Source organism: Gordonia sp. w5E2, from assembly GCF_036540975.1.
Classification (GTDB): Bacteria; Actinomycetota; Actinomycetes; order Mycobacteriales; family Mycobacteriaceae; genus Gordonia; species Gordonia jacobaea.
Genome location: NZ_CP144213.1, coordinates 623126 through 648257, shown reverse-complemented (window position 1 = coordinate 648257; position 25132 = coordinate 623126). Strand labels below are relative to the sequence as shown.

26 protein-coding genes and 1 riboswitch are annotated in these 25132 nt (G+C 65.1%); of the genes, 16 read left to right on the top strand and 10 right to left on the bottom strand.

The window, feature by feature from the left end:
- Positions 1-25: 25 nt before the first annotated feature.
- The 7 genes from RND64_RS02845 to RND64_RS02815 all read left to right on the top strand — a co-directional run bounded on the left by RND64_RS02845 (position 26) and on the right by RND64_RS02815 (position 9078).
- Positions 26-2950, top strand: a complete 2925-nt coding sequence (locus RND64_RS02845) for a Na+/H+ antiporter subunit A (RefSeq protein WP_049697574.1) — start codon at positions 26-28, stop codon at positions 2948-2950.
- Positions 2947-3636 (top strand): Na(+)/H(+) antiporter subunit C, encoded by a 690-nt coding sequence (locus RND64_RS02840; RefSeq protein ID WP_049697573.1) that lies wholly within the window; start codon positions 2947-2949, stop codon positions 3634-3636. The genes RND64_RS02845 and RND64_RS02840 overlap by 4 nt, the downstream gene beginning before the upstream one ends.
- Entirely contained in the window at positions 3633-5240 is a 1608-nt protein-coding gene (locus RND64_RS02835; RefSeq protein WP_049697572.1) for a Na+/H+ antiporter subunit D, read from the top strand. Before RND64_RS02840 ends, RND64_RS02835 begins: the two co-directional genes overlap by 4 nt.
- Positions 5237-6028 (top strand): Na+/H+ antiporter subunit E, encoded by a 792-nt coding sequence (locus RND64_RS02830; RefSeq protein WP_049697571.1) that lies wholly within the window; start codon positions 5237-5239, stop codon positions 6026-6028. Before RND64_RS02835 ends, RND64_RS02830 begins: the two co-directional genes overlap by 4 nt.
- On the top strand, positions 6025-6288 hold the full coding sequence (locus RND64_RS02825) for a monovalent cation/H+ antiporter complex subunit F (RefSeq protein WP_049697570.1): 264 nt from the start codon (positions 6025-6027) through the stop codon (positions 6286-6288). The genes RND64_RS02830 and RND64_RS02825 overlap by 4 nt, the downstream gene beginning before the upstream one ends.
- 13 nt (positions 6289-6301) lie before the next feature.
- A complete protein-coding gene (gene mnhG, locus RND64_RS02820; RefSeq protein ID WP_005206692.1) occupies positions 6302-6634 on the top strand; it encodes a monovalent cation/H(+) antiporter subunit G in 333 nt (110 codons plus the stop codon).
- Positions 6635-6759: 125 nt separating this feature from the next.
- Positions 6760-9078 (top strand): diguanylate cyclase, encoded by a 2319-nt coding sequence (locus RND64_RS02815; RefSeq protein WP_235434280.1) that lies wholly within the window; start codon positions 6760-6762, stop codon positions 9076-9078.
- A gap of 15 nt (positions 9079-9093) precedes the next feature.
- Here RND64_RS02815 and RND64_RS02810 read toward each other — a convergent pair whose 3' ends face one another.
- The 5 genes from RND64_RS02810 to RND64_RS02790 all read right to left on the bottom strand — a co-directional run bounded on the left by RND64_RS02810 (position 9094) and on the right by RND64_RS02790 (position 12823).
- Positions 9094-9831: a hypothetical protein gene (locus tag RND64_RS02810; protein WP_053117358.1), complete on the bottom strand. Its 738-nt coding sequence runs from the start codon at positions 9829-9831 to the stop codon at positions 9094-9096.
- A gap of 172 nt (positions 9832-10003) precedes the next feature.
- Positions 10004-11134 (bottom strand): glutamate--cysteine ligase, encoded by a 1131-nt coding sequence (locus RND64_RS02805; RefSeq protein WP_049697569.1) that lies wholly within the window; start codon positions 11132-11134, stop codon positions 10004-10006.
- Positions 11135-11187: 53 nt separating this feature from the next.
- A complete protein-coding gene (sodC, locus tag RND64_RS02800; RefSeq protein ID WP_049697568.1) occupies positions 11188-11859 on the bottom strand; it encodes a superoxide dismutase[Cu-Zn] in 672 nt (223 codons plus the stop codon).
- A gap of 70 nt (positions 11860-11929) precedes the next feature.
- Entirely contained in the window at positions 11930-12409 is a 480-nt protein-coding gene (locus RND64_RS02795) for a LytR C-terminal domain-containing protein (RefSeq protein ID WP_049697567.1), read from the bottom strand.
- A gap of 45 nt (positions 12410-12454) precedes the next feature.
- Positions 12455-12823 carry a DUF3263 domain-containing protein gene (locus RND64_RS02790; RefSeq protein WP_049697566.1) on the bottom strand — a complete coding sequence of 123 codons (369 nt, stop codon included), beginning with the start codon at positions 12821-12823 and terminating at the stop codon, positions 12455-12457.
- A 256-nt stretch (positions 12824-13079) separates the two neighbouring features.
- Here RND64_RS02790 and RND64_RS02785 point away from each other — a divergent pair, with 256 nt between their 5' ends.
- From RND64_RS02785 to RND64_RS02765, 5 genes are all read left to right on the top strand, one after another.
- Positions 13080-13691, top strand: coding sequence for a peptide deformylase (locus tag RND64_RS02785; protein WP_049697565.1), 612 nt, complete (start codon positions 13080-13082; stop codon positions 13689-13691).
- A 19-nt stretch (positions 13692-13710) separates the two neighbouring features.
- The gene (locus tag RND64_RS02780) at positions 13711-14790 is read left to right on the top strand and encodes an N-acetylglutamate synthase, CG3035 family (protein WP_083444296.1); all 1080 of its coding nucleotides are present in this window, start codon (positions 13711-13713) and stop codon (positions 14788-14790) included.
- Positions 14790-15350 carry a ribonuclease domain-containing protein gene (locus tag RND64_RS02775; RefSeq protein ID WP_049697564.1) on the top strand — a complete coding sequence of 187 codons (561 nt, stop codon included), beginning with the start codon at positions 14790-14792 and terminating at the stop codon, positions 15348-15350. The genes RND64_RS02780 and RND64_RS02775 overlap by 1 nt, the downstream gene beginning before the upstream one ends.
- A gap of 24 nt (positions 15351-15374) precedes the next feature.
- Positions 15375-15920: a barstar family protein gene (locus RND64_RS02770; protein WP_049697563.1), complete on the top strand. Its 546-nt coding sequence runs from the start codon at positions 15375-15377 to the stop codon at positions 15918-15920.
- 152 nt (positions 15921-16072) lie between these two features.
- Positions 16073-16375, top strand: coding sequence for a GlsB/YeaQ/YmgE family stress response membrane protein (locus RND64_RS02765; RefSeq protein ID WP_049697562.1), 303 nt, complete (start codon positions 16073-16075; stop codon positions 16373-16375).
- Between the two features lie 69 nt (positions 16376-16444).
- Here the strand turns inward: RND64_RS02765 and RND64_RS02760 are convergent, their stop codons facing one another.
- From RND64_RS02760 to RND64_RS02745, 4 genes are all read right to left on the bottom strand, one after another.
- Positions 16445-16792: a GNAT family N-acetyltransferase gene (locus RND64_RS02760; protein WP_049697561.1), complete on the bottom strand. Its 348-nt coding sequence runs from the start codon at positions 16790-16792 to the stop codon at positions 16445-16447.
- 221 nt (positions 16793-17013) lie between these two features.
- Positions 17014-17865 carry an ABC transporter permease gene (locus RND64_RS02755; RefSeq protein ID WP_083444313.1) on the bottom strand — a complete coding sequence of 284 codons (852 nt, stop codon included), beginning with the start codon at positions 17863-17865 and terminating at the stop codon, positions 17014-17016.
- Positions 17862-18671, bottom strand: a complete 810-nt coding sequence (locus RND64_RS02750; protein ID WP_049697560.1) for an ABC transporter permease — start codon at positions 18669-18671, stop codon at positions 17862-17864. Before RND64_RS02750 ends, RND64_RS02755 begins: the two co-directional genes overlap by 4 nt.
- Positions 18668-19630: a daunorubicin/doxorubicin resistance ABC transporter ATP-binding protein DrrA gene (locus tag RND64_RS02745; protein WP_049697998.1), complete on the bottom strand. Its 963-nt coding sequence runs from the start codon at positions 19628-19630 to the stop codon at positions 18668-18670. The genes RND64_RS02750 and RND64_RS02745 overlap by 4 nt, the downstream gene beginning before the upstream one ends.
- A gap of 144 nt (positions 19631-19774) precedes the next feature.
- Positions 19775-19885, top strand: a riboswitch (TPP riboswitch).
- Between RND64_RS02745 and thiC the strand changes: the two genes are divergently transcribed.
- From thiC to RND64_RS02730, 3 genes are all read left to right on the top strand, one after another.
- The gene (thiC, locus tag RND64_RS02740; protein ID WP_083444312.1) at positions 19879-21594 is read left to right on the top strand and encodes a phosphomethylpyrimidine synthase ThiC; all 1716 of its coding nucleotides are present in this window, start codon (positions 19879-19881) and stop codon (positions 21592-21594) included. Its footprint overlaps the riboswitch before it by 7 nt.
- Positions 21591-22454, top strand: coding sequence for a bifunctional hydroxymethylpyrimidine kinase/phosphomethylpyrimidine kinase (gene thiD / locus RND64_RS02735; RefSeq protein ID WP_049697559.1), 864 nt, complete (start codon positions 21591-21593; stop codon positions 22452-22454). Before thiC ends, thiD begins: the two co-directional genes overlap by 4 nt.
- A gap of 87 nt (positions 22455-22541) precedes the next feature.
- Positions 22542-23348 (top strand): HAD-IIA family hydrolase, encoded by an 807-nt coding sequence (locus RND64_RS02730; RefSeq protein WP_049697558.1) that lies wholly within the window; start codon positions 22542-22544, stop codon positions 23346-23348.
- Between the two features lie 87 nt (positions 23349-23435).
- Here the strand turns inward: RND64_RS02730 and RND64_RS02725 are convergent, their stop codons facing one another.
- Positions 23436-23822 carry an SHOCT domain-containing protein gene (locus tag RND64_RS02725; protein WP_049697557.1) on the bottom strand — a complete coding sequence of 129 codons (387 nt, stop codon included), beginning with the start codon at positions 23820-23822 and terminating at the stop codon, positions 23436-23438.
- Positions 23823-23967: 145 nt separating this feature from the next.
- Here RND64_RS02725 and RND64_RS02720 point away from each other — a divergent pair, with 145 nt between their 5' ends.
- A complete protein-coding gene (locus tag RND64_RS02720) occupies positions 23968-25017 on the top strand; it encodes an LLM class flavin-dependent oxidoreductase (protein ID WP_049697556.1) in 1050 nt (349 codons plus the stop codon).
- Positions 25018-25132: the final 115 nt, after the last annotated feature.

Here is a 25132-nt window from a genome sequence, read left to right as displayed (position 1 = left end):
CAGACGACGAAAGACGGAGTGCCCTTTGATCTCGGTGTTGGCCGCGTTGGCCGTGTGTGCGCTCATCGCACCCGCCATCGTTCATGCGCTCGGCACCAGGGGTTTCTACGTACTCGCGCTCGCTCCGCTCGGCGGTCTGATCTGGGTCCTGCTCAACTGGCCACACGCGCACGATCCTCCCCGCGTCGAGACGGTCACCTGGGCTCCGACGCTGCAGATGGATTTCGTGATGCGTTTCGACACGCTCACGGCCATCATGTCGGTGCTGATCCTCGGTGTCGGGGCGTTGGTGCTCTGCTACTGCGCCAATTACTTCGACGACGCTCGCCCGCGGGTCGCCATCTTCGGTGGCGAGATGATTGCGTTCGCCGCGGCAATGTTCGGACTCGTCGCCAGCGACAACATGCTGATGCTCTATATCTTCTGGGAGCTCACCACGGTGTTGTCGTTCATGCTCGTGGGCTTCTATCACGTCCGCGCCACCTCGCGCAGATCCGCGACGCAGGCACTACTCGTGACCACCCTCGGCGGACTCGCGATGCTCGTCGGCATCATCATGCTCGGCGAACGAACCGGGTCGTATCTGCTCTCCGACCTGGTGGCGCACCCGCCGTCGAGCGGCATCTTTGTCGACGTCGCGATCGTGCTGGTGCTGATCGGCGCCGTCAGCAAGTCCGCGATCGTCCCGTTCCACTTCTGGCTGCCCGGCGCGATGGCCGCGCCGACACCTGTCAGCGCATACCTCCACGCCGCGGCGATGGTGAAGGCCGGCATCTACCTGATCGGGCGGTTGGCTCCCGGCTTCTCCGGCCTCACCAGTTGGCAGGTCATGACGATCGGGCTCGGCTGTTTCACCATGCTGCTCGGCGGCTGGCGCTCGCTTCGCGAACTCGATCTCAAGCTCATCCTCGCGTTCGGCACTGTGTCGCAGCTCGGCTTCCTCGCCGTGTTGTTCGGCATGGGCGACGCGAACGTCGCGATGGCCGCGCTGGCGATGCTGGTGGCGCACGCGATGTTCAAAGCCGCACTGTTCATGGTCGTCGGCATCATCGACCACTCGACCGGTACCCGCGACATCCGCAAGCTGGCCCGGCTCGGCCACCGTCTGCCCGTCCTCGCCCTCATCGCCGCCATCGCGGGTGCGAGCATGGCCGGGTTGCCGTTCACCATGGGGTTCGTCGGCAAGGAGACCGCGTTCGCCTCGATCTGGGATACCGGATCGCTGCAGCACTGGCAGGCCGAGACCGTCGACTACGTCTTGTTGGCGGGGTCGATCATCACGATGGCGTACACGACGCGATTCCTGTGGGGCGCGTTCGGTCGCAAGGTGCGCCAGCTCCCGAGCCGCGTCGTCGCACAGATGCATCCGCCCTCGGTCGCGTTCCAGACGCCACCCGCGATCCTCGCGGTACTCGGTGTCGTCACCGCTTTCCTGAGCCCGCTGATCGGCACCGCCTTCGAGCCCTACGCCGAGACCCTGCCGTCGTACGGCCACAAGATCGAGCATCTGGCCATGTGGCACGGCTTCGGGCTGCCGGTGGTCTTCTCCATCATCGTCATCGTCGGTGGCGCAGCACTGTTCATGCTGATCCGACGTCTTCGGGATGTGCTGTTCCGCTACCGCCCGCTACTCAACGCCGACCGCATCTACGACGCCACGCTGCGCACGGCCGACTCCCTCTCGCTCACACTGACCCGCAACACCCAGCGCGGTTCGCTGCCCATCACGCAGGGCGTGATCATGTGCACCGCGATCATCCTGCCTGTCACGGTGCTGTTCCTCGGTGCACGTGATCGACTCTCGCCGCGCGGATTCGACTCGTCGATCGAGGTGGTGATCGGTGGGATCATGGCAGCCGCGGCGATCGCGGCGGTCCTGCTGCGCAACCGACTCGCCGCAACACTGATCGTCGGTGTCACGGGCTACGGCTGCGGAGTGCTGTTCGCTCTCTACGGCGCCCCCGACCTCGCGCTCACCCAGTTCCTGGTCGAGACGCTCACGCTGGTCATCTTCGTGCTGGTCCTGCGCAAGCTGCCCGCAGAACCCGAGCCGCGCCACGCGACGGGGTTCAAGGCGGTCCGCGCACTCATCGGCGCAGCGGTCGGTGTCAGCCTCGTGGTCATCGGCCTGTTCGCCGCTGCCGCGCGCAACTCACAGCCTGTCTCGGTCGACATCCCCGAAGCCGCGTACAAGTGGGGCCACGGCGCCAACGCGGTCAACGTGCTGCTCGTCGACATCCGCGCGTGGGACACGATGGGCGAGATCAGCGTGCTCATCGTCGCAGCCACGGGCGTCGCGTCGATGGTGTTCCGCAACCGCAGGTTCGGTGCCGCGCCGCGCGTGTCCGACGCCGCACGCATGCTCGCGAATGGTCCCAACGGCAACCCGAACGGCCAGAACGACGAAGACGACGACCCGATCCCGCCGGATCGCACCACGTGGCTGCGCGGCAGCGAGTTCCGCGACCCACGCCACCGGTCGATGGTGCTCGAGGCGACGACGCGTCTGATCTTCCCGACGATGGTCGTGCTCTCGATCTACTTCTTCTTCGCGGGCCACAACGCTCCCGGCGGAGGGTTCGCGGGTGGTCTCACGATGGGACTGGCACTCGTGTTGCGCTATCTGGCGGGCGGTCGCTACGAACTCGGCGAGGCGCTGCCCATCGAACCCGGCAAGTTCCTCGGAACAGGATTATTGATCTCCGCGGGCACCGCGGCGACCTCGATGCTGCTCGGCGCGCCCGCGCTGTCGTCGGCTGTCCTCAAGGTCACGCTGCCGCTGCTCGGCGACATCAAGATCGTCACCGCACTGTTCTTCGACCTCGGCATCTACCTCATCGTGGTCGGCCTGGTGCTCGACATCCTGCGCAGCCTCGGCGCGCGCCTCGACGTCGAGACCTCGATCCCGGCAGGCACCATCATGCGCGTACCCGGGGAGGCAAGCCGATGAGCGTGAATCTCGGACTCCTCGTCATCGTCGCGATCCTCGCCGCCTGCGGCTCGTATCTGCTCATGGAACGCAGTCTGATCCGCATGCTGCTGGGTCTGCTGCTGGTCGGAAACGGCATCAACCTGCTGATCATCACCCTCGCGGGACCTCCGGGAAACCCGCCGATCCTCGGCAGGACGTCGGATCACCGCACGCAGGACGCCGACCCTCTCGCGCAGGCGATGGTCCTCACGGCGATCGTCATCACGATGGGTGTCGCCGCGTTCATCCTCGCGATGGTCTACCGCCTGTTCGTCCTCAACCGAGACGACGACGACCTCGAAGACGACGTGGAAGATCGCAAGGTCCTCAACACGAACCTGCAGACCGCACCGGACCGCGACCGCAGCGACAACCCCGAGACCGGCGCCGACACACCACTCGGCGACCTGTTCGACGACGAAGGCAACCCACTGACACCCGAGGAGTACGCCGCACTGCACCGGACCAAGATCGAGACCGACCTCATGCCAGACGATGACGACGTCATCGACGAGGTCTCGCGCGAGGAGGACGAACTCGCAGAAGCCGGCCTCGACGTCGTCGACATGACGTGGCCGCTGGGCAATGATCTGCAGGATCCGGACAAGCCCTATCCCGGAACGGCCGACCCGCGTGATCCCCCGCAGCCGGGAGACGATCGATGATCCCCCAGCCCTCGTGGATTCCGGTTCTCATCACGCTGCCGACGCTCGTACCGCTGCTCGGTGCCGCGATCACGCTGCTCGCCGGTCGAAGCCCCATCCTGCAGCGTGCTGTCGCTCTCGTCGCGATCGGTACCGCGCTCGTCGCGTCGGGCATGATGCTCTACCTCACCGACGAACACGGAACGTTCTCGGTCCACATCGGCGGGTGGGGGTCGAAGGGGTACCCGAACGGTCCGCTCGGGATCACGTTGGTCGTCGATCCGCTCGCAGCGTTGATGCTGGTGGTCTCGACCGTTGTGCTGCTGTGCGTGGTGAGCTACGCGATCGGGCAGGGTATCCGCGACGGCACGTCGCAGCAGCCGGTGTCGATCTTCCTGCCGACCTATCTGATCCTGTGCGCGGGCGTCTGCAACTCCTTCCTCGCCGGCGACCTGTTCAACCTGTTCGTCTCGTTCGAGATCCTGCTGTCGGCGAGCTTCGTGCTGCTCACACTCGGTGCCAGCGGAGAACGCGTGCGTGCAGGAGCGTCGTACGTGATGGTGTCGATGCTCTCGTCGCTGATCTTCCTCGCGGGCATCGCGTTCGCCTACGCGACGACCGGCACGCTGAACCTCGCCGAGATGGCGCTGCGACTCGACACCGTGGCCGAGGGAACCCGCAACGCGCTCTACGCGGTGCTCCTCGTCGCATTCGGCATCAAGGCCGCGGTGTTCCCACTGTCGTCGTGGCTGCCCGACTCGTATCCGACGGCTCCCGCCCCGGTCACCGCGGTGTTCGCCGGCTTGCTGACCAAGGTCGGTGTGTACGCGATCATGCGCACACATACCCTGCTGTTCCCCGGCGGATCGATGGATTCGATCCTGATGGTCGCGGGCCTGCTGACGATGCTGATAGGCATCTTCGGTGCGATCGCGCAGTCCGACATCAAGCGCCTTTTGTCGTTCACGCTCGTCTCGCACATCGGCTACATGATCTTCGGTATCGCGCTGTCGTCACGACTGGGACTGTCCGCGGCGATCTACTACGTCGCGCACCACATCCTCGTGCAGACGACGCTGTTCCTGGTCGTCGGCCTCATCGAACGACAGGCGGGCTCTGCGTCGTTGCGCAGGCTCGGCGGCCTGATCGCGAGTCCCCTGCTCGCAGGACTCTTCTTGATCCCGGCCCTCAACCTCGGCGGCATCCCCCCGTTCTCCGGGTTCATCGGCAAGGTCGGGTTACTCGAGGCGGGCACTCGCGACGGGTCGGTGCTCGCGTGGTTGTTGGTCGCCGGTTCGGTGATCACCAGCCTGTTGACCCTCTACGTTATGGCCCGCGTGTGGACCAAGGCGTTCTGGCGACCGCGTGCCGACGCTCCCGAGGGCGAGCTCGCCGACAGCGCTCCGTCTGCCCTCATCGACGAGCGTGCCGACATCTCCTTCGACGACCGCGAAGACGTCGGCCGCATGCCGACGTCGATGGTGGTACCGACCGCGCTGATGGTCGCGGCCGGTCTCGTGCTGACCTTCTGGGCAGGCCCGATCCTGCGCTTCACCGACAGCGCGGCCGACAACATATCCGACCGCGACAACTACATCGTCAGCGTGCTGGGAGGTGACAGATGACGAGCCAGGACCAGGGCAACCAAGACCCCCGGCGCCGCAGCTCCGGGGCGGTACGCGCGCCCGGCAAGGGACCCGTGAGATCGTTCCTCGTCAATGCGTGGCGCGTGTCGCTGCTGTTCATCTTCTGGAACACCGTCCGGGTATTCGTGTGGCTTCGCGAACACATCCGGCTTCCGGGCCGAATCGCGAGTGACGGCCGTGAACTGGCCGTCCGCCTGTGGGTCCTCGCCTGGCTCACCTTTGTCTGGGTGCTGCTGTGGGGCACGGTGTCGTGGGCCAACATCATCGGTGGCGTCGTGCTCGCGCTGGTCATCTCCATCGTGCTGCCGCTGCCGCGGGTTCCGGTCGAGGGCCGTATCCACCCCGTGTCGGTGCTCTGGCTCATCGCACGGCTGATCGTCGACTTCTTCGTGTCGAGCGCGCAGGTGGCGTGGGCCGCGATCCGACCCGGCTATCGCCCACTCGGAGCGGTCATCCGGGTGCGGGTGGCAATCAAATCCGACATGGTGCTCACCCTCGCCGTCGACTATCTCAACCTCGTGCCCGGCACGATGGTGCTGGAGATCGACCATCGTCGACGGCTGATCTACGTGCACGTCTTCGATGTCCGCTCAGACAAGAAGGTGCGGGCGTTCCACCGGCAGATCGCGTTCGTCGAGCGGATGTTCATCAAGGCATTCGAGCGTGACAGCGAATGGCACCCGAGTCCGTACCACGGCATCGACGATGACTATCACCACGTGCGCACCGCCGAGCGGGCGTCGATCAAAGCGGAGCAGAACCAATGAGCGTCGTCTGGGTGATCGTGGCCACGCTGCTGCTCGTCGCAGCCGTGCTCACCGCTGCCCGCGCGCTCATGGGACCGACAACTCTCGACCGTCTCGTCGCCCTCGACACTCTCATCGCGCTCGCGATGTGCGGTCTCGCGGTGTGGGCGGCCTACAGCGGCGACACCACCGTGGTGCCCGGCGTCGTGGCGCTGGCACTACTCAGCTTCGTCGGGTCGATCGCGATCGCCCGATTCCGAGTCCGGGACGACCAGACGTGAGGGGGCAACGACCATGATCGTCGACATCGTCAGCTCGGTCTTCCTCATCCTCGGCGCGTTGATGGCGTTCACCGCGGCGCTCGGGGTGTTCCGTTTTCCCGACACCCTGAGCCGGATGCACGCGGCGACCAAACCTCAGACCTTCGGACTGCTGCAAATCCTCCTCGGCGCGATCATCCAACTCGGCGACAACGTCGACGTCGGAATGTTGATTCTCGCCGGCCTCTTCGCCATCATCACTGCACCGGTCATCGCGCATAGAATCGGGCGACTGGTATATCAGGAACAACGTGCCCAGGACGGATTGATCGCGAAAGAACGGTTGGACCGCGGCGATATCGACTGATCTCGTCACAATCGCCTGTGAAGCGTCGCACGCTACACAGTGTTCGGTCACAATCATGTAGGGGATTCGTCCTCGCGCCCGACCGCGCGAACGAAGAGCACACGCGGAGGTGAGAAGTGTCGTCGGTGGCGCAGCGGTTTGATCAGCGCTCGCTCGCGATGCTGTGCAGCCAGGTCGGCGCTGTCCCGCTCATCGCATTCGGGCTCGCGTCGGATTCTTTTCTCATGCCCGGTACACACTGGGTATTGGCACTCGTCGGGGTTTTCACGCTCTTCTCGGTCGCGCTCACTATCCGCGCCGGCAAGCTCAGTGATCAGCAGTTCACGCTTGACGGTTTCGGTGGAATGTTGGGCATCGCGGCTTCTGCTGCGGTAATCGCCGACAACGGCTCGGCAATCGCGGTTCTCGTGCTCATCGCTGCGGTGCCCGCACTCACCGCCATGGCGTCGCCACAGCATCTCGTTGTCGGTTTCGTGGTCGCGGCAATGGCTCTCGCATGTGGGGTCATGGCCGCACGCGCCACGTCGGTGACCGCTTTCGCGGTCGGTGGTGGCGCGGTGCTGATGGCAATCGCGGTCCCGACGATCATGGTCACGATGCTGCGTCGCACGCTGTCGTCGTTGATCGATGAACAGGCACGACTGAGCATCACCGACCCACTCACCGGCGCTCTCAACAGACGCGGTCTCTTCGACGGCGCCACACCGATCTTCCGCGCCGCGAACCGCACGGGCAGGTGTATCGCCATGCTCGTCATCGACATCGATCACTTCAAACGCATCAACGACGCCCACGGTCACGCCGCGGGCGACGCGATCCTCGTCGACGTGACGACCATGCTGGGCGACAACGTCCCCGACGACGCTCTGGTCGCGAGAACGGGCGGCGAGGAGTTCACCATCCTGATGGCCGTCGACGACGAGGCACAACTGCGCGACATCGCTGCACGGCTGTGTCTGACGGTGCACGCACACGCGGGAGTCACGATCAGCGTCGGCGGTGTGACCGCCGACCCCGCCGAACTCCACGACGGCGACTCCACACTGACCTCGCGGAGCCTCGACCAGCTCATCGCTCCCGCCGACCATCTCCTCTACGCAGCAAAACACCTTGGTAGAAACCGGTCGGTCGTCTCCTCGATCGCCGAGGTCAATTGGCACTCGGACGACATGAAGGCGGCGCAGGCCGGTACGGCACCGACCCCGGCTCCGGCAAGGTCTGGACCCGACACACCGCCCGACTCCGTGACCGCCACGGTCATCGGCAACGAGTGGAACAGGAGAGAGTCGATGATCGAGATCCTGCACCCCTACTACGACGCCGCGCGGATTGCGCAGCTCACCGACGCGTCACGTCGCGAACTGGTCGACATGTGGCCCGCTGCGCTCGAAGAGCTTCGCGCGCTCGATGCGCTCGAGCATGTCGAGCCGGGGCCCGCGCCGGACACCCTCGTCGACTTCGGCGATCCCGCCGTCATCGACGACCGAACACGGTACGTCGTGATCGACTGGCGCAACACGGTCGTCCGGATGCCCGACGCCGAGCTGTTCTATCGGCTCAAAACCGCGCGCAACCGATTCCTGCTGACCACTTCCGAGCAAGAGGCGTGGCGCGACGCGACGGTCGCTGTCGCAGGCCTTTCGGTCGGGTCGTCAGCGTTGGCGTCGTGCGCGCTGACCGGTGCCCGCAGTTTCCACATCGCCGACTCGGATCGACTCTCACCGACCAACCTCAACCGCATGACGACCTCGATCTGCGACGTCGGGCTCGCCAAGGTCGACATCGCAGAACGACGCATCCTCGAGGGCGATCCGTACTCGTCGGTGACACAGTTCGTGCACGGCTACTCGACCGACGTCGCCGACGCCTTCCTCGGGGTGGCGACGGGCAAGCCGGTCTCGGTGATCATCGAGGAGATCGACGACATCGCGATGAAGATCGACATGCGTCGTCGGGCACGCGCGGCGCGCATTCCGGTGGTCAGCGTCACCGACATCGGCGAGAACGTAATGCTCGACATCGAACGATACGATCTCGATCCCGAGTACCCGATCTTCCACGGACGCGGCGAGAACTTCAGCGCCGCCGACGCTGCGGACCCGGTGCAGCGCCTCGACATGGCCATGGCGATCGTCGGCGACAATCTGACGTCGCGAATGGCGTTCTCCGCCAGTCAGGTCGGTCGAAGTCTCGCCTCCTGGCCGCAATTGGGCTCCACCGCGGCAATGTCGGGTGGTATCGCGGCCGCGGCCGCGCGCAACATCGTGTGCGGTCGTCCGGTGATGTCCGGACGCTACGTCCTCGACATCGAGCGCATGATTCTGGCGCAACGCGAGTACCACGAATTGCAGTGGAACGAACTGACCCCCGACGTGTTCGCCGCGGTCTTCAGCGAGAGCACGAGTGAGCGACCGAAGACCAGCGGGCCGCTCACTTCCGAATAGCGTCGGTGATGTGTTTCACGCGACGTCGACGGATCCAGCGTCGAATGTGTGGGAAATTTGCCTGAATTCGGTACACATTGTTCGCCACACCGACGGTTTCGCATGTCGCGCGAGTAGGTCGCGGTCCCAGAACATTGCCTGCGTCCGATACCTTTCGTCGGGATACGGCGTGTATGGAATGTCGGTATCAACCCGACCGCCACCCGATTCCCACCTGGCGAGCACATAGTCGGCCGCGGTGGCGAGCATGTGTCGCGTGCCGGTGGCCGCCATCACGATCAACGGTGTGCGGGCAAGAAAGCCCGCGGCTGCCGCCGCGTCGCTCGACGTCGGATCGACGAACGCCGACTTCACCTCGATCAGGCCTCCCGCCAGGCGCGCGCCGATCGCTCTGATCAGCTCCGACTGCCCCGGTTGGCCATCCCATTCGGTGACGGCATGCGACTGATGCGGCAGCGTGTACGGTCCCTGAACACGCAGGCCACCGACGATGCCCCCCGCGGTATCGAGCACCGCGCAGAACAGCGTGGTACTCGAGCCGTCGCTGATCGCGTCGTAGTCGAGCGCATCGTCGACGCCACGAGCGGAGTACGCGGCGTGAGCGCCGTCGAGGTACTGGCGCCAGAGGTCGGGGACGATTGTCGGCGACGCGACGACCATCGTCGCATCGCTCGTCGCGTCCGGGACGACGATCGGATCGAGCGGGCCGGCGATGTTCGGGGCAGGACTCGACAAGGGCACAACAGCATGCATGGCTGATTTCCTTCAGAGGGTTTTAAAGGCGACCCCTTGATTGTGCCGGTTGCCGACCGCAAAGCGAGAAGTGAAACCGATGACAACGCCAAAATCGACCACGCACGCTATGTACGCAAAACGTGATTTCGCGACAACCGAGAATGCCGCGGGCAGCGTCACCCGCGGGTTTTCAATCCAGTTCTGAAACCACTGACGCGACCACGGCGCGCATGTCACCGGTGCGCTCGTGGACGCTGCGCTGCCGCTGATAGCTGGCTCCGTGATCGACGATGTCGACGACGCGCGCCAGTTCATCGATGCACCCGAGTTCCTCGGCGATGGGCTCGAGTCGTTTGAGCAGCACGGTGAGATCGTCGGTCACGAGTCGTTCATCGCAATCGGAGTCGAGGATGACGATGGCCTCGAGGCCGTAACGCGCGGCCCGCCACTTGTTCTCCTGCACCAGCCACGGCGCCATGTGCGGCAGTTCTTCACCCGCCGACAGCCGACGATCGAGATCGACGACGAGGCAGTGGATGAGCGCGACGATCCCGGACAGCTCCACCAGGTTCGTCATCCCGTCGCACACCCGAACCTCGATGGTGCCCAGGTGCGGTGAAGGACGGATGTCCCACCGAATCTCGTTGAGATGGTCGATGATTCCCGTGGTCTTCTGGTCGGCGACGAACGCCTCGAACTCGTGCCACGTCTGGAACTGGAACGGTAGCCCCGCGGTGGGCAACTGCTGGAACATCATGGCGCGGTTGCTCGCGTAGCCGGTGTCCTGACCCGACCACATCGGAGACGACGACGAGAGCGCGAGGAGGTGCGGGTAGTAGTTGAGCAGCGACGTCAGGATCGGTAACACCTTGTCGCGTCGGTCGATGCCGACGTGCACGTGGACTCCCCAGATCAGCATCTGCCTGCCCCACCACTGGGTGCGATTGATCAACTCCGCGTACCGGTGTCCCTCGGTGAGCAACTGCGTCGACCACTCCGCGAACGGATGCGTGCCTGCGCCATACAGGTCGACACCGAGTCCGTCGGTGATCGACCGCACGACGTCGAGTGTCGCCGAGAGGTCGTCGATCGCCTCACGCGTCGTCGTACTCACACCGGTCACCAACTCGACGGTGTTGCGCAGCAACTCCTTGTGAACCTTGCCCGCACGGTCGGGGGCACGACGACCGACCTCGGTGAACAGCTCCGCCGCCGAGTTCGACAGATCGCCGGACACCTTGTCGGTGAGTGCGAACTCCCACTCGACGCCCAGCGTCGGCGTCGGCGAACCGGAGAACTCGATCGGGATGATCTTCGGCATCGATCAGGCCTTCCGCTCAGACCGGTGCCGGTCAGACCGGTACCGGTGTCGCGTCAGCCCTCGACGGAGATGACGCCGCATGCCAAGCGTGAGCCCGCGTCGCCGGTCTTCATCGTGTCGGCGTCGGGCGCCGGTGCGTAGCGAGTCGGGATGTTCGCGAAGTTGTCGGGCTTCTCGTGGATGATGATCGACTTACCAGCGACCTGATTGAGGTTCACCGAGTCCGTCGTGGTCACGGTCTCGCCGGTGCCGTCGGCGAGCACGTTGATCGACACGAGGTCGCCGCTCGACGGATGAGTGGTACGGCCGTCGACCTGCAGATGACCGCCCGCCGACGAGAACGGAGTCGAGCCGCTCGCCTGGCACACGCCGTTCTCGTGGATGTGCATGCCGTGGAAGCCCGCCGCGATGCCGTTGGTGACCTTGACGTCGACGCGAAGCGACGACCCGCTCGGTGTGAACGTCGCGGTACCGACGGTCTCGCCCTTGATGTCCTTGAGCTCAGCGGTCGCCGACTCCTTGGACGAGTTCGGGATGCCGTCGGCGTCGTCGACGGATCCGGGGGGAGCCTGATTGCCCGTCACGACCGACGGGGTGGTGCCGGGAGTGTCCGACCGCGGTTCGTCGGGAGTACAGCCGGCAAGCGCCGCGGCGATGGCGCCCGCAGCACCCAGCGCGAGCACGCTGCGCAGGGTCTTCGAGCCGAGTGTCGAACTGCCGGTCATGAAAGCTCCTAGAGATCCGTTGGGCCGTCGGGTGAACAAAGTCGGATGAAAAGTCTTGCCGCGTCAGAACTCATCGGGTGACCACCACCACCGCGAGCCCGTCCCGGCACATCGTGAACGACGACGGGCGCTGCTCGACGCTGGGGTTCGAACCCAGCGCGGTCGCCACCTTCTCCGCGTCCGCCTTGTGCGACGAGTCGCGGTAGAGAATGGTGTTCTCGGTGAAGCTGCCGCCGTCGTAGTTCGCCGGGCTGGCCGTGTTGAAACCCTTGGCCTTCAGATCGTCGGTGACCTCCGACGCGAGACCAGAGACCGAACCCGCGTTGATCACGCAGAGACGCTCGCTCGTCGAGGCATTCGCGGCAGACGACGACGCGGGGGTCGTCGTGGTGGCGACGCTCGCCTGGGCCTCGCGCAGGTCTTCGTCCGGACTTTGTCCAGAGGTCGCCGCGGAGTGCCAGCCGAGTCCGACGAACACGACAGCCACCGCGAGGAGCAACATGGCCCCCGCCCGCAAGGGAAGGCGATTGGGCTCGCGATCAGCATTCATCACCGATGACCTTAACGCACACGCGGCGGGCAACCGCGCTCAGCGTTACGTGATGTCGAAGCCGAGCCGCCGCGCCGCACGGGCCTTCTGACGCGATGCCCGCAGCCTCCGCAGACGCTTCACCAGCATCGGGTCGGCAGCCAGCGCCTCCGGGCGATCGACGAGCGCGTTCAACACCTGGTAGTAACGCGTGGCCGACAATCCGAACAGCTCTTTGATCGCTTCTTCCTTGGCCCCCGCGTACTTCCACCACTGCCGCTCGAACGCCAGGATGTCGTGCTCGCGTCGCGACAGACCATCCGGACCCACCTCGTGAGGATCGACGGATTGTCCGGCCGCGCTCTGCGTTGTCGGTTGGGGTGCGTTCTCGGGTTGATCACCGTGCTTGCGACTACGCGCTGCTGCGCCGTCCATCTTGCTCCCTCACGCTCGCCTCCGGCCCTACCCGCGTCGGCTCCTCGACCGGGTCAATCGGCGTACCACCCCGGTGACAGAACTCGGGCTACGAGTGCGCTGACCGTCGAATGACACCGATGTGGTTCGTGACCATCTAACCACGCCCGCAAGCCGTCAACCGTGTGTGACTCGCCCGGTCGAGTCGCTCTTACCGAGCCGATCACGCAAGGCCCAGGGCAGTCGACGTCATCCGCGCGCAGTAGGCTTTTCACTCATGTCTGTGCTTCCGATCTGCATCGTTGGCGAGCCGGTCCTGCACCAGCAGACCGAGTTGGTCGAACTCGACGACGCCGGTCGTCCGTCCGACGAGATCGTCACCCTCCTCGACGACATGTACGAGACCATGGACGCCGCGCACGGCGTCGGCCTTGCGGCCAATCAGGTGGGCGTCGGCAAACGGATGTTCGTCTACGACTGTCCCGACGGCGACGCGGGTCGCGCCTCGGCCCGGCGACGGGGCGAGGTGATCAATCCCGTCCTCGAGACGTCGGAGATCCCGGAAACCATGCCCGACCCCGACGACGACGAAGAGGGCTGCCTGTCGGTGCCCGGCGAGCAGTTCCCCACCGGCCGTGCCGAGTGGGCGCGGGTCACCGGCGTCGACCGCAACGGCGACGAGGTGGTCATCGAGGGCAACGGATTCTTCGCCCGCATGCTGCAGCACGAGACCGGACACCTCGACGGCTTCCTCTACGTCGACGTCCTGATCGGACGCAACGCCCGCGCGGCCAAGAAGGCGATCAAGAAGCACAAGTGGGGCATCCCGGGACTGACCTGGATTCCCGGCGAGCAGGCCGACCCGTTCGGCCACGACGACGACGACTGACCCACCGACGGGACACGCGATGAGCGAGCGACCCTCGGGTCCCGACCCGGCCGGTCTGCGCCCTGCACGTCTTCCCCCTGCACGTCTGCCCGCCGACGCCTACCCCGGCGACCGCGTCGTCGTGCGGTATCTGCTCGGCGACGCCGCGCCCGCCGACTGGCGGCACTCACCGAACCCGGCTCCCGCGTCGGCGCCCACGATGTCCGATGTCACGGGTTTTCTGGTGGAACGCGCCGATACCGGGAGCCCCGACTCGACGCTGCTGATCGAGCGCGACGGTAAGGTCGAGTCCATCCCCCGCGAGTCGGTTGTGTCGATCCGCCTCTTGTCGGCAAAACCTGTGCGCAACAGCGCAATCCGCGACCTCGAGCATGCCGCGGCGCTCGCGTGGCCGGGCGTCGAGTCGACGTGGATCGGCGGCTGGCTGGCGCGTGCGGGTGGCGGATTCTCCCGTCGCGCGAATTCTGCTGTGCCACTGGATCGTTCGGCGCACGCGGATGCGCCGACGTTGCACGCCATCGGATCCTGGTATGCCGAACGTGGACTACCCGTCCTGCTCGCGCTTCCCGAGCGATTGATCGCGGCGCGTACGGTCGGGGGCGAACCCGCCAGCCCAACCGTGCACATCCTGACCCGTGACCTCGACGACTCCGCCAGTATCGCAAGTGATTTCCCGACAACCTCGACAGAAATCGACGTCGAACTCGCTCCGACGCCGAGCGCGCGTTGGTCACAGTCGTACCGCCCAGGTACCGACGCAGATCTCGTTGCCGCGGTTGCCGGTTCGGCTCAGGGCCCGGTGACGTTCGCGACGGTCGTCGACGAGAGCGGTTCGCTGATCGCAACCGGGCGAGCGGCCGTCACCTCGTCGCCGTCCGGCGTCGCGTGGCTCGGAGTCACCGCGCTGTGGACCGACCCGGCGCACCGTCGGCGCCATATCGCCGACGCCGTGCTCGCCCGACTGATGGCGTGGGGCGTGACGCACGGTGCGCAGTCGGCGTACGTGCAAGTCGAAGCAGACAACGCTGTTGCCGGACGCTGGTACCGCAGAAGGGGATTCGCCTTGCACCACACCTCGCACTACGAGTCGGTGACCTGATGTCGGCACGCAAACCGACGGTCGCGCAGCGTCGTCGACAAGCGGTGGCGTCAGCCGTCGCTCTGGTGGTCATCGGACTCGTCGTCGTGGCGACGTGGCTGATCAACCGATCCGACGACTCGAGCTCCGCCACCCATTCGGCCTCGTCGACATCGTCGACGGAGAAGCCGTCGTCATCCACCGCGAAGCCGTCGTCGAAGAAGCAGTCGGGCACAGCTTCGCAGGGCGGCAACGCTTCTCGGACCACGGTGGCACCGACCGCGGCGGCACCGGTTTCGGCGCAGGTGACCAAGACGCTGTCGCTCATCGACGCCGGTAAGTGGCCGCCAGACGACGCGTCGGGAACCAAGGGCGGGACCAACTTCGGGAACTTCGAGGGCCGGCTGCCGAAGAAGACGTCGTCGGGTAAGCGGATCACCTACACCGAGTGGGACGTCAACCGTCGCGAAGCGGGAAGGAGCCGCGACGCGGAACGTATCGTGACGGGCAGCGACGGTTCCGCGTGGTACACCGCCGACCACTACAACACCTTCGTCCAGATCCGAGGCCCCAACCGATGACCGCCAACCTGTGAGCCGCAAACCATGACACCCAGCACGGGAGGCGACAACATCTCCGACACCGGTATTCCGCTAGCGCGTTTCCTCGACGACGCAGCCCGACAAGGGCCCGCCGTCGGACTCTGGGTTGGTAGCCGACCACCGAGCGCGCCGTCGTCGTACGAGTTCCGAGAAGTGACCGGCAGAACGATGACCACCCTGCTCGGTCTCTACGAAACCTATGCGCGCGCATGGGATTTTCCGGACTACTTCGGCCACAACGCCGACGCCTTCGACGAGTGCATGCGCGAACTCGACGACTCCGACAACCACACCTCCAAGCCCGCGGGCTACCTCACCGACATCGTCGACGCCGACCGCCTACTGACCGCCGACCGTGAGGCATTCGGCTGGTTCGCGACGTCGCAGCTACGGTTCCGCGACCACTATCGCGACGTTGCCGTGCCGCGCAGCACCTTTGCCACGCTTCTCGAAACGTCGGCAAGCCGACGACGCGATGTGATCACGCGCTGGCGTCGAGCCGGAGTCACCGTCGTGACCGTCGGTGACGACCACCGACCCCGTCTGTGACGACCACCGCCCCGTCGGGGACGATCATCCACTCTGAGGCAAACGACCCACTGCCACGCATGTGACGGAACGCTTGTTGCACCGCGCCACACCGGGTTACGTTGACAGCACCCCTGCAGACAGACGGGGAACCACTAAATAGGGAGTCGGTCATGACAATTCTCGCTGCAACCGAGGTACTCGCAAGATCGACGACGACGACAAGCGTCGGCTGGATCGGCTACATCATCATCGGCGCCATTGCCGGATGGATCGCCGGAAAGATCGTCAAGGGCGGCGGCTCCGGCATCTTGATGAACATCGTCATCGGCATCATCGGCGCACTGATCGGCGGCTTCCTGCTGAGCTTCTTCGTCGACACCGCGTCCGGCGGCTGGTGGTTCACACTCTTCACCGCGGTTCTCGGCGCGGTGATCCTGCTGTGGATCGTTGGCGTGGTTCAGAGCAGGCGCTGACGTCTGGGCGCTGAGTTCATCGGGCCGGGTCTGCGGGGGCAGGCCCGGCTCCGCTCTCGGGAGCGGCGCTCAGGCGGGAGCGAGCGGAACAACCCCCGGATGGCCGTCGAGATAGTGCTTGGTGAAGGTGCACACCGGGCGTAGCCGGGCGCCCTGGCTTCTGGCGTAGGTGATCACGCTGCGCGTCAGGCCGGTACCGAGGCCGTGACCGGTGTACTCGTCGTAGAGCACCGTGTGGAGAACGGTCAGTGTTGTCTCGCCGTCGACCGTCTCGCTCGAGTATCCGAGAACACCCACCAGGTCACCGGCAACCCACAGCTCGAATCTGTCACGCGTCGGGTTGTGCACGACCTGCGCTATCTGCTGCAGGATCGACCGCGCCGACTGAGTCGGCCGTTGATGATTCTTCCGATGCATGGCTCGTCCATCCCCTCTTCAGGCTCGTTCGCAGCGTCTACACAGCTCACTGATTGCTGCGTCCGGTCCCTCCGGGCACGACGGTGTGTGATCGCAGTCACATCGTAACCTGCGGGAGCGTAGGTTCAAGGACTTTGAGTCGAGATCGCCGGTATCGAGACAGATCCACGGCAAACGTTCGTCTGCGGTTCACCCGGCTGTGACAGGAAGTCGACGGCTCGCTACGAGGCACCACGTTCGACGGCCCGCCGATAACCACGCATCGAGAGCACGCCGAAGACCACCGCAAATGCCGCCGCCCATCCGAGGGTGAGGCAGAACGGAACCAGAATCGGGCCGCCCTCGGTCAACCCGGTCATGGTGTCGATCGCCGGGCTCATCGGCTGATAACGCACGATGGGCTGCAGCCATCCCGGGTACTCGGAGATCGGCGCGAATCCCGTGTTGAAGAACAGCATCAGCAAGAACAGAACCCCGAGATGGTCGACGACCGACTTCTGCGCGACAGTCGCGATCGCGATGACCACGAAGACGAATCCGATGCCGAAGACCACAGGCACCAGGACCGCGCCGATCCCGGCGAGCCACCCTTGGGTGAACCGAAATCCCATGAGCGCCGCGACCGCGAACAGCACGACCGTGCCCAGCAATGTGCGGACCATCTCTGCGAGCACACGGCCGGCCAGGAAACTCGACCGCGGAATCGGCAGCGTCCACAGCCTCCCGAGCACCCCGGACTCACGCTCGGACACGAGGTAGATGCCCGTCATCAGCGTGCCGAACATCGCGCCGACCAACGCGACGAGCCCGGTGTAGCCATAGATGCTCTGACCGGCACCGATGGCGGTGGTGATCCGGCCGAGCACGAGCTGGAACATCGCGAGAAGGAAGGCGGGAAAGACGACTGCCTGAATGAGCACGCCGGGGTCGCGCGACCACGTCCGCAGCAGCGTCGACGCGAGCACCCGCGCCCCGACGCCCCACCCCACTGCCCTGCGTTCCACTGCTCTGCGATCCGCTGCTCCTGCCGCACCGCGCCCTTCTGCACCGCGTGGCGAGATGTCGACGCTCATCGCTGCTCCCCCTTTCGTGCGGCCAGCGCCGAGCACAGCGCTCCGACGGCCAACAGTCCGACGCTCCACCCGACGACAGGCCCGGTCTGGACGTCGGCACCGGTCGAGAGCGCGCGCATTGCCTCGGCGAACACCGACACGGGCTGATTGCGGACGACAGGCTCAATCCACCCGGGAAAAGCATTGGCAGGCACCAGGCCCGTCGAACACATCACGAGCAACAGTTGCGGAATCATCAGCATCTGCCCAACGCTTTCGGCGTGCGTAGCGACGCTACCCAGAGCATCGGCCATCATGCTCAGTGCGAGAGCGAAAACGATTGCGAGCGCGAAGAACCCGATCGATTCGACGATGCTGCCGCGCAGCCTGAAGCCGAACACGCACGCATACAGCGACACCGATACAGCCGAGACAGACATCCGCACAACAGCATTCGTCATGCGCGCAGCCGCTGGCGTCAGGCGAGAGATGGGCAGCGAACTCAGCCGCTCCCGCATACCGCCGGTCGCCTCGTCGCCCGCGATCTCACACGAAATGATGGCGACAAACATGGCGGCCTGCAGAATGACCAGCGGCGCAACGTATTGCGCATAGTCGACGCCGCTGCGTTCAAAGCGAGAGTGCAGTGGCACGTAGAAGCAGGTGAAGAACACGATAGGCGAGCCGATCGCGAAGAAGAGCAACCCGGTGCGGATCGACGAGTCGAGACTCCTCCTGGTCAGCACAGCGTATGCCGTCGACCAGCCGACCGACGTGCGTGGCGCCGCTTCCCGACGCACCGCCGTTCGCTCCGCGGAGATCGTCATGGCACGACTTCCTCACTGGCAGCGCGATTCTCGTCGGTCAACTGCAGGAACACCTCGTCGAGCGACGGCCGGCGTAGCGCGATGTCGAAGACGCCCACCCCTTCGGCGCGCAGCGTCGACGCGACGGCGACGACAGTGTCGAGTTCTCCCGGCGCCTCGACGACGAGGACCGGACGCGACTGCGCCGACGTCGCGGCGTCGAGGAATTCGTGGTCGGCCAGCGCGGTCCGCACCCGCGTCACATCGGCTGCGTCGAGCAGAGTGATCTCGCAGATCGCCGATCCCGCTTGATGTTTGAGCTGCTCGGGGGTTCCGCGAGCGACCACTGAGCCGTGATCGAGCATGACGATGTTGTCGGCGAGACGATCGGCCTCTTCGAGATACTGCGTCGTGAGCAGCGCGGTGATGCCCTCGGTTCGTAGCGCCGCGATCGTTTCCCACACCGCGGCACGGCTACGCGGGTCGAGTCCGGTTGTCGGTTCGTCGAGGAACAGCACCCGTGGGCGCGTGACGAGTGCGCACGCGATGTCGACCCGGCGGCGCTGGCCACCCGACAGCGCCGACACTCGACGATCGACGAACTCGCTCAGTCCGAACGCCTCGGCCACGTGTGCCACGGAGCCCTTCGCCTCGGCCGACGACAGGCCGGTGAGCCTTCCGAACATGACGAGGTTCTCTCGTGCGGACAGGGTGTTGTCCAGCGATGCGTATTGCCCTGTGAGAGAGATCAATTCGCGCACCCTCGCCGCGTCGTCGACGACGTCGTGTCCGGCGATGAGTGCACGTCCGGCGGTCGGACGCTGCAGCGTCGCGAGGATCGAGACGGTCGTCGTCTTGCCGCTGCCGTTGGGACCCAACAGGCCGAGGACCTCTCCCTCGGCGATCTCGACGTCGATTCCGCGAAGCGCGTGCACCTCCCCGTAATCCTTCTGCAGACCTACGATCTCCACCAACGTCATCGCTGTTGCACCCTTCCGGATCGTCGCGAGCTCGAACAGCACCCTGTCTGTTTGGTAAGGCAATCCTAAGTTAGGAACTCGCGTTGGGCTACCCCCGGTTTCGTGACGCAACAGCAGCAAGCCAGTAGAGTGAACTGCACACAACCGAATCAACGCGGGGGCTCTCACGTAACCGAGGGCTGAGATGGCGGCAGGCGGCCGCTGACCGCATGAACCTGTCCGGGTAATGCCGGCGTAGGGAGAATCTCATGGGCACACGTGTATCCGGCGGCAGCGATTCCGCGTACCAGAATTCCGCGTACAAGGTCGACTCCGACATCCTGACAACCGGTCCGATCGAGGGCAGCACCAAGCATTACGCCGACGTCGATGGGTTACGGGTTCCGCAGCGACGCATCAACCTCACCAACGGCGAGCACCTCGATGTCTACGACACATCGGGCCCCTACACCGACTCGACCGCCGTGATCGACGTCGAGGCAGGCCTTGCCCGCACCCGCGACGAGTGGCACCGTCCCGACCCCGTCGACGGAGCGTCGACCCAACTCGCTTGGGCACGAGCAGGACTCGTCACCGACGAGATGCGCTTCATCGCCGCACGCGAGAACGTCGACGTCGAACTCGTGCGCAGCGAGGTCGCTGCCGGACGTGCAGTGATCCCAGCCAACCACCGTCATCCCGAGTCCGAACCGATGATCATCGGCAAGGCGTTCGCGGTGAAAATCAATGCGAACATCGGCAATTCGGCGGTGACCAGTTCCATCGCGGAAGAGGTCGAGAAGATGGTCTGGGCGACGCGATGGGGCGCCGACACGATCATGGATCTGTCCACCGGCGACGACATCCACCTCACCCGCGAGTGGATCATGCGCAATTCCCCCGTCCCGGTCGGTACTGTGCCGATCTACCAGGCACTGGAGAAGGTCAAGGGCGATCCCACCAAGCTGACGTGGGAGATCTACCGCGACACCGTGATCGAGCAGGCCGAGCAGGGTGTCGACTACATGACGGTGCACGCGGGCGTGCTGTTGCGCTACGTACCGCTGACCGCTCGCCGGGTGACCGGAATCGTCTCGCGCGGCGGGTCGATCATGGCTGCGTGGTGCCTCGCCCACCACGAAGAGTCGTTCCTGTACACGCATTTCGACGAGCTGTGCGAAATCTTCGCGCGCTACGACATCACCTTCTCACTCGGCGACGGACTGCGTCCGGGCTCGATTGCCGACGCCAACGACGAGGCACAGTTCGCCGAACTGCGCACCCTCGGCGAGTTGACCCGCATCGCGAAATCCCATGGCGTGCAGGTGATGATCGAGGGGCCGGGTCATATCCCGATGCACAAGATCGTCGAGAACGTGCGCCTCGAAGAGGAGTTGTGCGAGGAGGCGCCGTTCTACACCCTCGGCCCGCTCGCCACAGATATCGCGCCCGCATACGACCACATCACCTCCGCGATCGGTGCGGCGATGATCGCGCAAGCTGGGACGGCCATGCTCTGCTATGTCACCCCGAAGGAGCACCTCGGGCTACCCGATCGCGACGACGTGAAAGTCGGTGTGATCACCTACAAGATCGCGGCCCACTCAGCCGATCTCGCCAAAGCCCACCCGCGAGCTCAGGAACGCGACGACGCTTTGAGCAAGGCGCGCTTCGAGTTTCGCTGGACAGACCAGTTCAACCTCGCACTCGACCCCGACACGGCACGGGAATACCACGACGAGACCCTCCCCGCGGAACCCGCGAAGACGGCTCACTTCTGCTCGATGTGCGGCCCGAAGTTCTGCTCGATGCGTATCTCCGCCGACGTGCGGGCCTATGCAGAAGAGCACAATCTGGTGACGGCAGAAGACATCGACCGACGAATCGAGCAGGAGATGGCAGCGAAGTCCGCCGAGTTCGCCGACGCGGGCAACCGCGTCTACCTGCCGATCGATGCGACATCGGGAGCCGCAAGCAGATCATGACGACACCACTGTTGCCCACCACCGAACCGGGGGTCACACCTGTCCGGGTGATGACCATCGCGGGTTCGGATTCCGGCGGCGGCGCCGGAATCCAAGCAGATATGCGGACTTTCGCGTTGCTCGGACTACACGGACTCGTCGCGGTCACCGCGGTGACGGTCCAGAATTCGGTGGGCGTCAGCGGCTTTCAAGAGATCGATCCGGAGACGGTCGCGGCGCAGATCCGCAGTGTCGTGACCGACATCGGGACGAGTGCCGTCAAGACCGGCATGCTGGCGTCGGGACCGATCATCCACGCCATCGTCGATACCTGCGTGGAACTCGGCATCGGGCGCGGTGGCGACACCCCGCTCGTCGTCGACCCGGTCTGCGCGTCGATGCACGGCGATCAGTTACTCGCCGACGAAGCACTGGATGTGTTGCGGCGCAGACTATTTCCTCTCGCCACGGTCGTCACACCGAATCTCGACGAAGTGCGACTGCTGACGGGCATCGAGGTCATCGACGCGGCGTCGCAGCGCAAGGCCGCCGTCGAATTGCACGGTTTGGGTCCGCAGTGGGCACTGGTCAAAGGTGGCCACCTGCGCTCCAGTGCGCTCAGTCCCGACCTGCTGTACGACGGCACCGACTTTCTCGAGTTCGCGACAGCTCGCGTCGACACCCCGCACGATCACGGCGCGGGCGACACACTCGCAGCGGCCATCGCGTGCGCTCTCGCGCATGGATATGCCGTGCCGGACGCCATCGATTTCGCAAAGCAGTGGGTTACCCGCGGCCTGCGTTCGGCCTATCCGCTGGGAGCCGGGCACGGCCCCGTCAACCCGTTGTGGCGCGTCGGCAACGACGTCCGACATGCGTGAACGGGAATCGTCTGAGAAGTAGCGGACCAATAACAGTCCGCCACATCTCGCGATAAACATCACGAAGCTCACCGTAGGGTGAGAGTCATGGGCTGGACGTTTCTCATGGACATGGACGGCGTGCTGACGAACGAGGAACACCTCGTACCCGGCGCAGACGAATTCATCGCGGAATTGCGCAACAACGACATTCCCTTTTCCGTTCTCACCAACAACTCGATCCGCACGGCACGTGACCAACACGCCAGATTGCTGCAGATCGGCCTCGACATTCCCGAGGAATCGATCTGGACATCGGGAATGGCGACGGCCGACTTCCTCGCGTCACAGGACCAGGGCGACACCGCCTTCGTCATCGGCGAGTCGGGGCTGACCACGCCGCTGTACGAGAAGGGGTTCGTGACGACGGAGACCAATCCCGACTACGTGGTGCTCGGCGAGACGCGCATGTATTCGTTCGAGGCGATCACCAGTGCAATTCGGATGATCGAGCGCGGTTCGAAGTTCATCGCCACCAACCCCGACGTGACAGGCCCCTCGCACGACGGTTCGATCCCGGCGACCGGCGCGGTGGCCGCCATGATCTCCAAGGCGACCGGCCGCGAGCCGTATTACGTCGGCAAGCCCAATCCGATCATGATGCGGTCGGCGCTACGACGCCTCGGCTCGCATTCGGAGAACACCCTGATGATCGGCGACCGCATGGACACCGACATCATCGCGGGCCTCGAATCGGGAATGCGGACGATCCTGGTGCTCACCGGAATCTCCACACGCAAGTCCGTCGAGAAGTATCCCTACCGCCCCACACTCATCTTGGACTCGGTCAACGACCTCGTCGGCCACACCGACGATCCCTTCGGCGACGCCGTCACGCCGGAGTCATCGACGTAGCCTGCCGGCCTTCTCGAACAGCAGCGTGGTGCACGCGAAAGTGCCCGCCCCGAGTTCTGGGCGGGCACTTCTGCGTGTCGTCGAAACTCAGCTCGAGGCGAGGGCCTTGGACTTGAGGTGCTCGAACTCGTCGGGTGTGATGGCTCCCGAGTCGAGCAGCGACTTTGCATCCGCGATCTGTTGTGCGGGCGAGGTGCCTGCGACGTCACGGATATAGGTGTCGGATGCCTTCTTGTACTCGGCGGCGGCTGCCTGCGCACGCTCCTGCATACCCTTGCCCTTGGCGAGCAGATACACGATCGCCGTGATGTACGGGAAAATGATCAGGCAGATGACCCAGATCGCCTTCGCCCACCCCGAAGACTTATGGTCACGGAAGAGGTCGGCGATGATGTACCACAACACGATCAGGTAGGCGACGAACGCAAAGATCACGACCATCGTCCACAGGAAGTTCCAGAAGCCTTCCCACATTTCGGTTTCTCCTAGCTTGGCGGGAATCGGCCTTATTGGCCGTGGATGACGGTACATGCAATCCCGAGCGCTGTAAGCGCGAGCTGCGGATTCACCAATTCCACAAAATGTCTTTCACTCACCCGGGCCATTAGGCAGGTCCGGCATGATGAGACATTTGACCATCGAACTCGGACTCGACACGTTCGGCGACGTCACTGTCGACGACTCCGGCGACACCATCTCGTACGCGCAGACGATCCGCAACGTACTCGACCAAGCCGTCCTCGCCGATTCGGTCGGTGTCGACTTCTTGGGGGTCGGCGAACACCATCGCGACGACTACGCGATCTCGGCGCCCGACGTCGTCCTCGGCGCGATCGCCGCGCGCACCGAGCGGATACGACTCGGCTCCGCAGTCACCGTCCTCAGCTCCGACGACCCGATCCGGGTGTTCGAACGCTTCTCGACGGTCGACGCGATCTCGTCCGGGCGCGCAGAGGTCATCTTGGGCCGCGGCTCCTTCACCGAATCCTTCCCGCTGTTCGGGTTCGAACTCGATCAGTACGAGGAGTTGTTCACCGAGAAGCTGTCACTGTTCGCCGAGTTGCGCACGGGTGAGCCGGTGACCTGGGAAGGTGCTCTGCGACCACCGTTGCGCGACCAGACGGTGTATCCGGAGCTGGAGAATCCGCCGCTCCCGACATGGATTGCCGTGGGCGGCAGCCCCGAGTCCGTGGTCCGTGCAGCAAGTTACGGGCTGCCGTTGATGCTCGCGATCATCGGTGGCGACCCGCTGCGCTTCGCGCCGTACGTCGATCTCTACCGTCGCGCCCTCGAACAACTCGAGAAGCCGACCGACCTTCCCGTCGGCGTCCACTCCCCCGGGCACATCGCCGAGACCGACGAGCAGGCGCGCGACGAACTCTGGCCGCACTACCGGGTCACCGTCGGGCGCATCGGCGCCGAACGCGGCTGGCCGCCACCGACGCGCATCGAGTTCGACCAGTCGACCGGACCCGCCGGTTCGCTCTACGTCGGATCACCGGAAACCGTCGCGCAAAAGATCGCACGCACCGCGAAGGCGCTGGGTCTGAGCCGGTTCGACCTGAAGTACTCGCACGGCACACTCCCCCACCCCGCCCTCATGCGCAGCGTCGAACTCTATGGGACACAGGTGATCCCGCGCGTCCGCGAGCTGCTCGCCGAGTCCTGACCGCGCCCTGCCCACCGTGCGCTCGAGACCGTGGCGGGTTCAAGGGAACATGGCAACACTCTGAGTGATTGGGGTGTGTGATGCGGGTGTTGAGGCGTGGTCAGTCGATGCCGCC